This window comes from Brevundimonas sp. T2-11 (assembly GCF_055397675.1).
In genome coordinates, this window is the sequence record NZ_AP027920.1 from 3183513 (window position 1) to 3196574 (window position 13062).

The following is a 13062-nucleotide window of genomic DNA, read 5'->3' on the forward strand; positions in this document are numbered from 1 at the left end:
GTCGATCAGCGCGTCTTGAACCAGTCCGTCACGCCCGCCGCGGCCACGACGCCGGAGGCGAAACAGGCCTGCAGCAGATAGCCGCCGGTCGGCGCCTCCCAGTTGAGCATCTCGCCGGCGATGAAGACGCCGGGGCGCGCCTTGAGCATCAGGCCATCGTCCACGCCGTCCAGCGTGACGCCCCCGGCCGAGGAGATGGCGCGGCTCAGGCCCTGCACCCCGGTCAGGGCCAGGCTCACGCCCTTGATCCGCGCCGCCAGCAGGGCGGGTTCGGTAGGCAGCGGCCCGACCTCGCGCAGCAGGGCGAGGGCTGGCGGATCCAGATGGACGGCCTTCCTCAGCCAATTGGACAGGCTGTCCTTGCCGCGCGGTTTCGACAGGCGTCGCGTCAGGGTCTCAAGCGACTGGCCCGGACGCAGGTCGAGGGTCAGCACGGCCGATCCGTCGCGCGCGACCGCGTCGCGCAGGTCCGCCGACAGGGCGTAGACGGCGCCGCCCTCGATCCCGTAGGCGGCGATCATGGCCTCGCCGCGCACCGTGCGCCCGGCGTGACTCAGGGCGATCCCCTTCAGCGGCTGGCCCGCGAAACGGTCGCGAAACAGGGACGACCAGGCGACGTCGAAGCCGACGTTGGCGGGACGGAAAGCGGCGACGGACACGCCCGCCGCCTCCAGTTCTGGAATCCATGCAGCGTCAGAGCCCAGCCTGGCCCAGCTGGCGCCGCCCAGGGCCAGGATCACGGCGTCGGAGCGCTCAATCCGCTCGCCCTCGGGCGTATCGAACCTCAGGGCGCCGTCAGTCCAGCCGGTCCAGCGCGAACGGGTGCGGATCTCGACGCCCAGCCCTTCCAGCCGCGCCAGCCAGGCCCGCAGCAGGGGCGAGGCCTTCATGGCCCGGGGAAAGACCCGGCCCGAGGAGCCGACGAAGGTCCCCTGCCCCATCCCCTCGGCCCAGGCGGTCAGATCGGCGGGCGAGAAGGCGTCCAGCCAGCCGCTGATCCGCGCCCGCGCCGGGGCGTCGTAGCGGTTCAGAAAGGGCTCCAGCGGCTCCGAATGGGTCAGGTTCAATCCGCCCCGCCCGGCCATCAGGAACTTGCGCGCGACCGAGGGCATCCGCTCATGCACGACGACACGCAGGCCGGCGGTCGCCAGCCGTTCGGCGGCCATCAGCCCGGCGGGACCCGCGCCGATCACGGCGACGGTCGGAAGTGTGGAGGAAGGGGCGTCGGTCATCACGCCTTCCTAGACCGGAACGTCCGCGAACGGCATACGCTCTGTCCTCATGAGCGTCGCCTTCACCCGAGAAGAAGATCTGGAAGCCACGGCCGCCGACCTGGTGGACCGTCCGATCTCGCCCCATCCCAACCATGTCACGCCCGAGGGCCTGGCCCAGATCGAGGCCGAGCTGGCCTCGGCTCGGGCGGCCTACACCAAGGCCCAAACCGAAGGCTCGATCGAGGCCGACCGCACCGCCATGGCCCGGGCCACGCGCGACCTGCGCTACTGGTCGGCGCGACGGGCCTCGGCGCAACTGCTGGAGACGACGCCGGACGGACGGGTGCGCTTTGGCGGCGCCGTGACCATCGAGCGCGAGGACGGCCGCACCCAGACCTGGCGCATCGTCGGCGAGGACGAGGCCGATCCGGCCAAGGGCTCGGTCAGCCACGTCTCGCCCCTGGCCCGGGCCCTGATGGGCAAGCGCGAGGGGGACGAGGCGACGGTCGCGGGCCAGTCGGTCGAGATCGTCGCCGTCGACTGAGGACGGTCTAGAAGCCGCCCGTCCCCTTTTCTTTCGCCACCGGCTGGAAGTCGCGCACGAAGCGTTCCAGCAGACGCACGCTGAAGCCCGCCGATCCCGCCGGCTTGACGTCGTTGGCGCCGCCGAAGGCCATGTTGGCGATGTCCAGATGGGCCCAGGGCGTTTCGGGGCGGGCGAAATAGCCGATGAAGTGGGCGCCCGTGCCCGCGCCGGCGCCGCCATCGCCGGAGTTCTTGATGTCGGCGATGGTCGAGCTGGTCGCCCCGACATAGGAGGGATGCAGCGGCAGGCGCCACAGGCGCTCGCCGGTCGCGTCGCCCGCGATCCGCAGCTGATCGGCCAGGGCGTCGTGGCGGCTGAACAGGCCGGCGTAGTCGTTGCCCAGGGCGCCGCCGACCGAGCCGGTCAGGGTGGCCACATCCACGATGGCCGCGGGCTCCAGCCGGGTGTCGGCCCAGACCACGGCGTCGGCCAGAACCAGACGCCCCTCGGCGTCGGTCGAGATGATCTCGATGGTCTTGCCGTTCATGGCGGTCAGGACGTCGCCAGGACGGATGGCGTTCCCGTCGGGCATGTTTTCCGCCAGGGCCGCGACGGCGGCGACGTCGACCGGGGCCCCCGCCCGGGCCAGGGCCAGAACGGCGCCGACGACGCTGGCGGCGCCCGACATGTCCATCTTCATATTGCCCATGTTGGCGCCCGGCTTGATCGAGATCCCGCCGGAATCGAAGGTGATGCCCTTGCCCAGCAGGGCGACGGGACCGGCGTCGGGCGCGCCCTGTCCACGATAGCGCACCACCAGCAGGCGCGGCGGACGCGTCGAGCCCTGACCGACGCCCAGCAGGGACCCCATGCCGAGGCGCTGCATGGCCGGCACGTCCAGCACCTCGATCTCGACGCCGGGGACACCGGCGAAGGCGGCGCGGGCGCGCTCGACGAAGCTCTCGGGATAGATGACGTTGGCGGGCTCGTTGGAGATGTCGCGGGCCCAGGCCATGGCCTCGACCAGGGCCGCGCCGCGACGATAGCGGGCCTGAGTGGTCGCCACGTCGTCGGCGATGACCGTCATGCCGCCGGGCGCCGCCGTGTCTCGGCCGGTGGTGCGGTGCAGATCGGAACGGTACTGGCCGAGGCCGAGGCCTGTCGCCAGTTCGGCGGCGCCGTCGGCGGACAGACCAGCCGTCAGGACAGTCATATCGCCTGGCTGCGCGATCAGGACGCGACCGGCGACGATCCCTGCGGTCTGGAGATCGACGGCCCTGGCGTCGATGGGAAGGCCAACAACGAGAATACGATCCCAGCCGCCGACGCCGTGCAGGCTGAGAGTCTGGCGCGCCTTGTAGTCGAAGCGGGCGGCGTTCACGGCCGCGGCGACGGCCTCGCGCACGGCGGGGGTCAGGGCCGCGCCGCGCTTGGCCAGATCGGCCTCCGTCTCCAGCGGCAGCACCAGGACGCCTGCGGCCCGGCCGGGCGTGGCGGCGAAATTCACGGCGCGCTGCGCGGCCGGGGCGGCGCGCGGCGTCAGATCGGCAGGCGCAGTCACAACGTTGCGACGGGATTGCGCCTCAGCGGGCAGAGCGACGCTCAGGCTGGCGGCGGCCAGGGCGGCCACAGCGGCGAAGGTCGAAATGGTCTTGGTGCGGCGCATTGGTCAGAGCCCCCTCGATGACGGTGAAGGTGCGTTTATGGCCAGGCTCGCCGGAGCGGCGCAAACCGTTCCGGCGACGCAAGGCGCGACCGCGACGCCGTGTCGCGGCGTCCGGTCAGCAAGCCGCACGGCCGGGACGCAGGTCTCGCTTCGGCTCGGCGAAAGGCTTGGTCCTGACAGGGACGGCGATCTTGCGCGCCTCAAGCAGGGCGCCGACCCAGCCCCACGCGGGCTCCTTATGAGTGCTGTAAATGTAGTCCATCGGTCGTCCTCCTTTCCTGTGAGCGAAATATGCCGTTGACGGACAGGGAGAACAAACGAGACGATGGAGATGATACATAAGGTCTGCTTATGATTGACGTTCTGTCCCGCATTCCCGTCGACGCCCTGAGGGTGTTCGAGACCGCCGCGCGGCTGCTCAGCTTCACCCGCGCCGCAGAGGCCCTGGGCATGAGCCAGGCGGCGGTCAGTTGGCGCATCCGCGATCTGGAGCAAAGGCTGGATCGGGCCCTGTTCGTGCGCGGCGTACGACAGGTGTCGTTGACGCCGGAGGGAGAACGGCTGGCCACGGCGGCGACAGAAGCCATGACCTTGCTGCGACGCGCCGTGACCGACGTGGTCGAAACCGATCAGGGCGTGCTGGCGATCACCACGCTTCAGACCCTGGCGACCCAGTGGCTGGCGACCCGACTGGGAAGCTTTCAACTGGCCAATCCCGACCTGGCGGTGCGGGTAGACACCAGCTCGATCCTGTCCAGTCTCGGCGCCGACGGGCTGGACGTGGCCCTGCGCTTCGGTTCGGGTCAATGGTCGGGGCTGGAGAGTCGCTTCCTGATGCCCGCCGTCTTCACGCCTGTCTGCACGCCCGCCATGCGCGATCAACTGGATCTGAAGACCCCCGCCGACCTGAAGCGGGCTCATCTGGTGGGCGAACCGGCCGAATGGGCCGCATGGTTCGCCGCCGCCGGGGTGGCGCCCGCCGACGCCGCTCCGCCGCCCCGCCTGACCGCCGACAACCAGGCCATGGAGGTGGCGGCCGCCCTCGGTGATCAGGGCGTGGCTCTCGGCTCGCCGATCCTCTACGGCCGCGAAATCAAGCGGGGCCTTCTGGTCCGGCCCTTTGACCAGACCGTCGCCCTGGCCGAAGGCTACTGGCTCTGCTACCCGCCCGCCCGCCGCCTGACCCCCAAGATCGCCCGCTTCCGCGACTGGATCCTGGAGACAGCCCAATCAGACCCTGAGGTGGTCGCCGGAGCGCGGCTGGCCGGACGCAAGGTAGGAGAGATCGGGGCCTGATCCTGACTGTTCAGGCCCGGCGCTTCAGTCCGCCGGCATGCGGCCGTAGTTGACGGCGATACGGCCGATCAGGCCCTTGACGATCAGGTCGACCGGCGTGCCCTCGCGATAGTCGCCCTCGGCGACGAAGTTGACGCGGTCTTCCGAAATCAGGCGGTGGATCTTGTTGTGGTCGCGCGGGGTGTTGTCGGGATCGTAGACGGCGATCGAGAAGCCGCCCTTGGTGTGCATCATCTTCATGGTCGGCACGTCGGTGTCGCCGTCGCCGAGGAAGATCATCCGGTCAAAGGGGATGGGACGCTCCTCGTCCGGAATGAAGCGGTTGATACGCTCGTCGTCCCAGTGGTTGTGCACGCCCTTGTTGATGCGGAACAGGTACTGGGTCTTGGTGGTGTAGTTGACGCCCACGGCGGGCCAGACAGCGACCTCGTTGTCATCATAGGCGTATTTCGAGGCGAAGACGTGGGTGAAGGCTTCGGCGATGGGGCAGCCCTGGATCATCTCCTCCAGGCCGGCCGAGATGATGTAGTGCTCGATCTCCAGGCCGTACTGGGCGCCGAATTCGTTCATGCGATCGAACCAGCTGCGGTCCCGCAGCCCCTCGAACAGGGCCACGTCGCGGCCGTGGTCCTGCAGCGTCTGACGCGTGACGGGATTGCCCTGCTCGCGCGCGGCCAGCAACATCATCTGCATGTACATCAGGATGCCGTCGCCGTCGGAGGCGATGGTCCGGGGACGGACGGTCTCGTTCCAGAACTGGGCCGGCGTCATCCCGATCGAGGGAATGAAGCTGACCTCCTGCATGTTTCCCCGCGCCAGGGTGCCGTCGAAATCATAGATGATGGCGGTCTTGAGCAGGGGGCGGGTCGTGTCGGCCATGAGAGCGTCCTGAGGGGGCTTGGACAGGCCCTCTAGCACGAGATCAGGCGAACATCAGCCCAGCAGCAGTTCCGGCGCCGCCGTGGGGGCCGCGGCCTCGACCGGCAGGTGCAGGATGAAGGCCGCGCCCTTGCCCGGCTCGGACTGGACCTCGGCCCAGCCGCCGTGCAGTTCGACCAGGGCCTTGACCAGGGCCAGGGCCACGCCCGGCCCACCGCGTTCGCGCCGCACGAAGCGATCGAAGACATGGGCCTGAAGGTGATAGGGGATGCCCCGGCCGGTGTCCTCGACGCGGATGCGGATCTCGCCCGGTCCGGTCTCGGCGGTGAGGGTCACAGCCCCGCCCTCTGACACGGCGCGACAGGCGTTCTCGAGCAGGTGATCGACCGCCTGGGCGATACGGCGGGCGTCGGCGCGCACCGGCTTGAGCCCGGCCGGGCAGGCCACCGTCAGGACGGCGCCACGCCCCTCGACCTTGGCCCGCACCTTGTCGGCGGCGGCGTCCAGCAGGTCGCGAACCCGCATGTCGCCGAGCGTCAGCTCCATCTCCCCGGCGTCGATCTGGGCCATGTCCAGCACATCGTCGATGGAGCGGGCCAGGTGGCTGGCGGCGACGCGGATGGCCCCGGCGTGCTGGCGACTGCGCTCCGGAAGGTCGCCCATGGCCTCGAGCAATTCGGAATAGCCGACGATGGTGGTCAGGGGCGTGCGCAGCTCATAGGACACGCTGCCGACGAACTCGCGCTTCAGCGCCTGGCTCTCGGCCAAAGCCGCCTCCTTGGCCGCCAGGGCCTGTTCCAGCTCGCGCCGGGCAGTGACGTCGGAGAAGGCGACCAGGGTGGCGCCGTCAGGCAGGGGCCGGGTCTGCCATGCCACCATCCGCCCGTCATCGGTGCGCGCTTCGCCCGAGATCGGCACGCGGCTTTCCGGATCAGGATCGGCCACCCGCGCCTTCAGCCCCAGCCACAGGGCGGCGTCGTCCAGCACGGGGCGGCACAGGGCGGCCACGGCGTCGAAATCCCCGGCCTCGACCAGCTTCTCCGCCGACACGCCCCAGAAGGCCTCGAAGGCGTCATTGTTGAGCCGCAGCCGACCGTCCGAGCCGAACACCGCCACGGCGTCGTTCAGCTTGTCCAGAGTCGCCGTCTGGACCTGGATCTGGGCGTTGTAGCGACTGCGAAGTTGCAGCTCGTCGGTGATGTCCGAAAAGATCAGCAGGATGCCGCCCAGCGGATGCGGCTGACGCACCACGCGCAGGGTGCGCCCGTCGGGCAGGGACCAGCTATCGTCAGGCGCCGCCTGGGCCGCGCCGTAGAACTCCAGTTCTTGCGCCTTCCACCCAGCATAGTCGATCACCTCGGGCAGCTGGCGCTTCTGACGCAGACGGTCCAGCAACTCGGCGTGGGTCGGGCGCTCGTCCAGCCAGGCCGGATCGATGTTGAACAGTTGCTGGAAGGCGGTGTTGTGGAAGGCCAGCCGCTTGGCCGGGCCGAAGATGGCCACGGCGTCGGCCAGATGGTTCAGGGTCTCGTCATGAGCCTCGACGTGACGACGCAGGGTGTCGCGCGTCTCCTCGGCCTCGGTCATGTCGATGGCGAAGGCGATGACGGCGCCGCGCCCGCCCGCCAGAGGCTCGGCCAGGATGCGCCAGGCCTTGCGTCGTCCGTCCGAGGACACCCAGCGGAAGCCCTCCTGCCGGGCGTTGAGACGCGAAGCCTCGGCGACGATCAGATCTGCGCCGCGATCAAAACTGAGGCCCTGCTCATGCGCCTCGGCCAGGGTCTCGGCCCTGATCTCGGTCAACCAGGCCTTGTTGGCCCAGATCAGCTGGCCGGCGCCGTCGACCACCCAGGTCGGAACCGGCGAGGCCTCGGTCAGGGCGCCCAGGCCGGCGTCGGCGGTTTCCGCTCCACCCAGCCTGGACAGGCGCAGCCAGGCCGATCCACCCAGGGCGCGGCCCTCGACCGCCCAGGCGCCGTCGACGGATTCCAGCAAGGTCTCGAACGGCTCGCCGCGCTGGACCAGGCCGTCCATGTGGCCGGTATGGGCTTCGTTCAGGGCCACGACGATGGCCTCGGCCGCCGCTGCGCCTTCGCGCCCCGGGGCCAGAACCGCCAGGGCCTCGGGCGCGCCAAAGACCGACTGGGCCGCGCCCTCGGGCGTCAGGGCCAGGCGCACGTCGTCAAAAACGTTCAGGGCGCCTTCGCAGGCGGCGGCGTGGGCGCGTTCGCCCGACAGCCATGCCTCGACCTCGGCCTCGCGCACGCCCAGACGCTTGCGCAGCCGCCAGGCCCAGGCGCTGATCGCCAGCGCCAGTCCTGCCGCGCCTGCGGTGGCCACATAGGCGATGTCGGCCTCGGCCATGCCTTCCCCAAGAAACCCGTCCGTCCTCGATCACGGCCGCCTTGCCGGGCGCCGCACCGATTCGCGTTTACCATACCCTGATTGCGCCGATTGCGATGCGGCGAGACGACGGATTGCGGCGCGCCGTCGCGCGGGCGATATCCGAGCCATGACCCAGACGTGGAACGATCAGGCCGCCCCCTCGCTCGACGACTTCGCCCGCCTGGCCGAAGCAGCCTTCGCCGGCCTGCCCGACCTGTTCCGCCAGGCGGCGGGCGAGGTGGTGATCCGCGTCGATGACTTCGCCGACGAAGACACCCTGGCCGACCTGGAGATCGAGGATCCGTTCGAACTGACAGGCCTCTACTCAGGCGTCCACATCGGCGGACGCGACGCCATGGGCCCCGCCGCGGAGCCGTCGCGCATCTTCCTCTACCGCCGTCCCATTCTCGACGAATGGTGCGAACGCGGCGACGTCGGCCTGGCCGAAATCATTACTCATGTCCTGATCCACGAAATCGGCCATCACCTCGGCCTGGATGACGATCAGATTCACGCCATCGAAGACGAGGACGACTGACCCGGCTCCCGACGCCGGTGAAACCTTTCGCCGAACATCGAAATCTCGACATTCCCCGGCATGGACCGTGCGTCGAAGACCCCAGGATCAAGAAAAGGTGCTTCGAGAGTCTCGACATGAGACAGGTTGTCGCACATGACTGTCAGCGGGAGGCGTCAGTATGGTCAGCATCGCGCTAGGCGAATTTCTCTGGTGGGCGCACCGTTTTCGGCGGTTGCTCATACTCACCCCCGGTCTGGCCATGGCGGTCGCAGCCGCAGCCTTGATCGTCCGCAACTGGCGCTACGTCCTGCCCCTGTTTCAATAATGGAAACCTAGTCGGCGATCCGCTCCAGACGGGCGGCGAAGAAACCGTCCATCCCGCCGCACTCTGCCCATTGCGACGGCAGGATGCGAAGCCAGCCTTCGGCCGTCAGGGATTCGTCGGCGGCGCCGACCTCGGCGGGAACGGCGGGCGCCGTGCGGAAGGCCGGGTTGCGGCGCAGGAAGGCGATGACCTGGGTCTCGCCCTCTTCGCGTTCCAGCGAGCAGACGCAATAGACCAGACGGCCGCCGGGCTTCACCTTCTCCGCCGCCACGTCCAGCAGGCGGTGCTGCACGTCGGCCAGCTTGGCGACCTCGGCTGGGCGGGTGGCGCGCAGAACCTCGGGGTTGCGGCGGTAGGTGCCGGTGGCGGTGCAGGGCGCGTCCAGCAGGACGGCGTCGAAGGTGCGCTCATCCTCCCAGTCCTCGACCGGTACGGCCACGACCTCGACCGACAGGCCGGTGCGATGGAAATTCTGACGCAGGCGCTTCAGGCGGGCGGCCGAACGGTCCACGGCGACGACCTCGGCGCCGGCGGCGGCCAGTTGCAGGGTCTTGCCGCCGGGCGCGGCGCACATGTCCAGCACCGTCTCGCCGGCCTTGACGCCCAGAAGACGGGCGGGAACGGCAGCGGCCGCGTCCTGGACCCACCAGTCGCCGGCCTCGAAGCCGGACCAGCCGGCCACATCGCCGCGCTTGCCGGTGCGGACCGTGCCGCCGGGCAGGACCTCGCCCTCGACGTCCTGAGCCAGAACATCGAGATCAACGCCGGGCTTGGCGCTGAGGTCGGTGGCGGGCTCCTCGCGGGTGGCCAGGGCCAGACCGATCAGATTGGCCTCGCCGTAGGTCGCCTTCCAGCGGGCGGCCAGCCAGTCGGGCAGGTTGGCTTCCGCCGTCGTCAGGCCGGGGCCGTCGCGGTCGACGCCGCGCAGGACGGCGTTGACCAGGTTCTTGTAGGGACGGGTCTTGGCGTCGCGTTCAGCCAGCTTCACGGCCGTCGAGACGGCGGCGAAGGCGGGCGTGCCCAGCACCAGGGTCTGGGCCAGGGCGACACGCAGGATGGTGCGGACCGGAACCGGCGGGGCCTTCTGCAGGCGACGATCCAGAATCTGGTCGATCTCGCCCAGACGGCGCAGGGCGGCCATGGCGACAGCGCGCGCGAAGGCGCGGTCGGGACCGGCGAGATCCTTGGCCGGGGACTGACTGAGAGCCTCGTCCAGACCCGTACGCTTCTCCAGAGCGGCGTTCAGCAGGATGCCGGCGACCAGGCGGGCCTCGACGCCGATGTCGGCGTGGGGATCCTCGGCGATCACCTCGGGCCTGGCCTCGCGACGCGGACGCGCCTTCTCAGCCATACGGCGGCCGCGCGCGGCCGAGCTTTTGCCCTTGGGCGTACCACCACTCATACGGAAACCTGCGTGCCCAGTTCGACCACGCGGCCGGGGGGGATATGGAAGAAGTCGGTCGGATTGGCCGCATTGCGCATCAGGAAGATGAACAGCTTGTCCTGCCACAAAGGCATGCCCTGACGCGCCGACGGCACCACCGAGCGACGGCCCAGGAAGAAGCTGGTCGACATGATATCGAACTTCAGCCCCTGCTTGCGACACAGGCCGAGGGCGCGGGGCACGTTCGGCGTCTCCATGAAGCCATAGGTGATGGTCAGGCGTTTGAAGTCGTCGCTGATCGGCTCCATCGTCACGCGGTGGCTGTCGGCGACGCGCGGCCGGTCGGCGGTGTGGACGGTCAGGATGACGTTCTTCTCGTGCAGCACCTTGTTGTGCTTGAGGTTGTGCATCAGGGCCACCGGCGCGACCTCGGGATCCGAGGTCAGGAAGATGGCCGTGCCCGGCGCGCGATGCGGCGGACGGGCTTTCAGCATCTCGATCAGGTCGCTGAGCGGCAGGCTGTCCTTGCGCGTCTTCTCGGTCAGGATCTGGGTTCCGCGCACCCAGGTCCACATGATCAGAACCAGACCGCCGCCCATCACCAGCGGCATCCAGGCGCCGTCCGGGATCTTGAGCAGGTTGGAGGTCAGGAAGACCGCGTCGATGAAGCCGAACGGAATAAGGACTGCCAGCACGGCCCACAGGGGCCAGCGCCACTTCTTGGTCACCACCGAGAAGGACATCAGCGTGTTGACCAGCATGGTCCCGGTCACGGCCACGCCGTAAGCCGCCGTCAGATTGTGCGACGACTGGAAGGTCAGCAACAGGAAGAGGACGCCGATCATCAGCAGACTGTTGACCGCCGGGACATAGATCTGGCCCGCCAGGGTTTCGGAGGTGTTGCGAATGTCGATACGGGGCAGGAGGCCCAGCTGGACCGCCTGCTGCGTCACCGAGAAGGCGCCGGTGATGACCGCCTGGCTGGCGATGACCGTGGCCGCCGTGGCCAGGATCAGCATGGGCCAGTAGATCATCTGCGGCACCATGTTCCAGAATGGATTGTCGGCCGCGCCGGGGTTGTCGAGCAGGAAGGCGCCCTGCCCCAGATAGTTGAGCGTGAGGCAGGGCAGGACCACGAACAGCCAGCCCTGGCGGATCGGCGCCTTGCCGAAGTGGCCCATGTCCGCATAGAGGGCCTCGGCTCCCGTCACGGCCAGGAAGACGCTGCCCAGGATGACGAAACCGAGGAAGCCGTCCTTGAGCAGCAACTCGATCCCGTAAAGCGGCGACAGGGCGCGCAGGATGGTGATGTCGTCGAAGATGTGCGTCAGGCCCAGCACGCCGAGACTGAGGAACCAGACGGCGGTGATGGGACCGAAGAACTTGGCCAGGCCGGCGGTGCCGCGCGACTGGACCAGGAAGAGGGCGATCAGGATGCCCGCCGAGATCGGCAGAATGAAGGGATCCAGCTCGCCGTTGAGACCAGGGGCGTCCTTCAGGCCTTCAACCGCCGACAGCACCGAAATGGCGGGGGTGATGACGCCGTCGCTGTAGAAGAGAGCCGCGCCGCAGACGCCGAGAATGAACAGCCAGGCGCTGCGTCGGCCGACCGCATGCTGGGCCAGGGCCATCAGCGACAGGGTGCCGCCCTCGCCCTTGTTGTCGGCCCGCATCAGGAACATGACGTATTTGAACGTCACCACCACCATCAGGGCCCAGAAGGCCAGCGACACGACGCCGATGATGGCCAGCTCGCCGCCGACGCCCTTCTGGGCGTGGCCTATGGCCTCGCGCAGGGCGTAGATGGGGCTGGTGCCGATATCGCCGAAGACCACGCCGATGGCGCCCAGGATCAGGGCGCGATGCGTCGCCTTACCGTGCCCCGGAGGAGACGGAATCTGGGCGTTCGGTTGTTCTGAAGCTTTTGCGGCGGACGTCTCGGCGTCGCCGCGGGGCGTATCCCCGGCCATGCATAACCTCCGGGTCGCGCGAAGGGCGCGCCCATCAAGAGCGGCGGGCCTTTAGCCCCTTTCGGTCAGCGGTTCAATCGCGCGCCCGTTCCACGCCCCGTTCAGCACGACGGGCCGCCGAAAGGATACGCCGGTCCGTCTTGGCCTGAAGCAGGACTACGACATTGTCTTCAGAGGTGGAATCCGCCGGAAGGCCGTACAGGACCGGTCGTCCGGTCCAGTCGCCCAAACGATGCACATGGCGCACCACATTGACATGGCGCACGGCCTGGCCGCGATTGTCGCCCTGGCGCACCTCAACCGTTTGAAGACCCGGCTGATAAACGACGGCCATGACCTCTGCGCCGCCGGCCGGCGGGCGGCCGGAGCCGACGCCGACCCGGTCGCCGGTCTCGCGGAACTCGATTTCCGGCGGATGCAGACGAGCCGACGCCTCGGCGTCGATGGCGGCCTGAAGCTCGGGCGAGCGGGCGCCCGACAGGTGCCGCCGACCGTCGATCACCACCTGGGGCGTCGAAACATTCCTCAGCTTCAGGGCCTGGCGATAGGCCTGCTGGCGTGCGGCGAACTCGGGCTTGGCGAAGGTGTCGGGCCAGCCGAGATAGTCCCAGTAGTCGACGCCGTAGGTCAGGGCGATGACGCCCGGCTCATTCGCCACGGCCTCAAGCGTACGATTGGCGTCAGGGCAGCCGGAACAGCCCTGGGCGGTGAAAAGCTCGACCACCACCGGCTGGACCGAAGCGTCGCGTTCGCGCGGCGGCGCGCCCGCGCCGGTCAGCAAACCGACACCCACGAGCGCCGCCGTCGCCATCCCGAGCCTGATCGAACCTCGTGCCGTCATTTGACGATCCTAGCCCCTCGATCCGTCTGCGCCGCTCATAAAAGCGTGAAGGACAT

Annotated in this window: 11 protein-coding genes; 4 read left to right on the top strand and 7 right to left on the bottom strand. The window is 69.0% G+C overall.

Going from position 1 to position 13062, the window contains the following annotated elements; genetic code table 11:
- Window positions 1-5: 5 nt before the first annotated feature.
- On the bottom strand, window positions 6-1232 hold the full coding sequence (locus tag ACZ5XO_RS15335) for a TIGR03862 family flavoprotein (protein WP_464163243.1): 1227 nt from the start codon (window positions 1230-1232) through the stop codon (window positions 6-8).
- Window positions 1233-1281: 49 nt separating this feature from the next.
- Here ACZ5XO_RS15335 and greA point away from each other — a divergent pair, with 49 nt between their 5' ends.
- Window positions 1282-1758, top strand: coding sequence for a transcription elongation factor GreA (gene greA / locus ACZ5XO_RS15340; protein WP_464163244.1), 477 nt, complete (start codon window positions 1282-1284; stop codon window positions 1756-1758).
- A gap of 7 nt (window positions 1759-1765) precedes the next feature.
- Here greA and ACZ5XO_RS15345 read toward each other — a convergent pair whose 3' ends face one another.
- Window positions 1766-3406 carry a leucyl aminopeptidase gene (locus ACZ5XO_RS15345; protein ID WP_464163245.1) on the bottom strand — a complete coding sequence of 547 codons (1641 nt, stop codon included), beginning with the start codon at window positions 3404-3406 and terminating at the stop codon, window positions 1766-1768.
- Between the two features lie 351 nt (window positions 3407-3757).
- On the opposite strand from ACZ5XO_RS15345, the gene ACZ5XO_RS15350 reads away from it, so the two are divergent.
- Entirely contained in the window at window positions 3758-4702 is a 945-nt protein-coding gene (locus tag ACZ5XO_RS15350) for a LysR substrate-binding domain-containing protein (RefSeq protein WP_464163246.1), read from the top strand.
- A gap of 24 nt (window positions 4703-4726) precedes the next feature.
- On the opposite strand, the gene ACZ5XO_RS15355 is transcribed toward ACZ5XO_RS15350, so the two are convergent.
- The gene (locus tag ACZ5XO_RS15355; protein WP_464163247.1) at window positions 4727-5581 is read right to left on the bottom strand and encodes an HAD family hydrolase; all 855 of its coding nucleotides are present in this window, start codon (window positions 5579-5581) and stop codon (window positions 4727-4729) included.
- 54 nt (window positions 5582-5635) lie between these two features.
- Window positions 5636-7945 (bottom strand): sensor histidine kinase, encoded by a 2310-nt coding sequence (locus ACZ5XO_RS15360; RefSeq protein ID WP_464163248.1) that lies wholly within the window; start codon window positions 7943-7945, stop codon window positions 5636-5638.
- A 148-nt stretch (window positions 7946-8093) separates the two neighbouring features.
- Here ACZ5XO_RS15360 and ACZ5XO_RS15365 point away from each other — a divergent pair, with 148 nt between their 5' ends.
- Together ACZ5XO_RS15365 and ACZ5XO_RS15370 are read left to right on the top strand one after the other, a co-directional pair.
- Window positions 8094-8504: a metallopeptidase family protein gene (locus tag ACZ5XO_RS15365; RefSeq protein WP_464163249.1), complete on the top strand. Its 411-nt coding sequence runs from the start codon at window positions 8094-8096 to the stop codon at window positions 8502-8504.
- A 160-nt stretch (window positions 8505-8664) separates the two neighbouring features.
- Window positions 8665-8811, top strand: coding sequence for a hypothetical protein (locus tag ACZ5XO_RS15370; RefSeq protein ID WP_464163250.1), 147 nt, complete (start codon window positions 8665-8667; stop codon window positions 8809-8811).
- Between the two features lie 7 nt (window positions 8812-8818).
- On the opposite strand, the gene ACZ5XO_RS15375 is transcribed toward ACZ5XO_RS15370, so the two are convergent.
- From ACZ5XO_RS15375 to ACZ5XO_RS15385, 3 genes are all read right to left on the bottom strand, one after another.
- Window positions 8819-10162, bottom strand: coding sequence for an RsmB/NOP family class I SAM-dependent RNA methyltransferase (locus ACZ5XO_RS15375; RefSeq protein WP_464163251.1), 1344 nt, complete (start codon window positions 10160-10162; stop codon window positions 8819-8821).
- A gap of 47 nt (window positions 10163-10209) precedes the next feature.
- Window positions 10210-12165 (bottom strand): potassium transporter Kup, encoded by a 1956-nt coding sequence (locus ACZ5XO_RS15380; protein ID WP_464163252.1) that lies wholly within the window; start codon window positions 12163-12165, stop codon window positions 10210-10212.
- Window positions 12166-12238: 73 nt separating this feature from the next.
- Window positions 12239-13006 carry a DUF1223 domain-containing protein gene (locus ACZ5XO_RS15385; RefSeq protein WP_464163253.1) on the bottom strand — a complete coding sequence of 256 codons (768 nt, stop codon included), beginning with the start codon at window positions 13004-13006 and terminating at the stop codon, window positions 12239-12241.
- Window positions 13007-13062 lie beyond the last annotated feature (56 nt).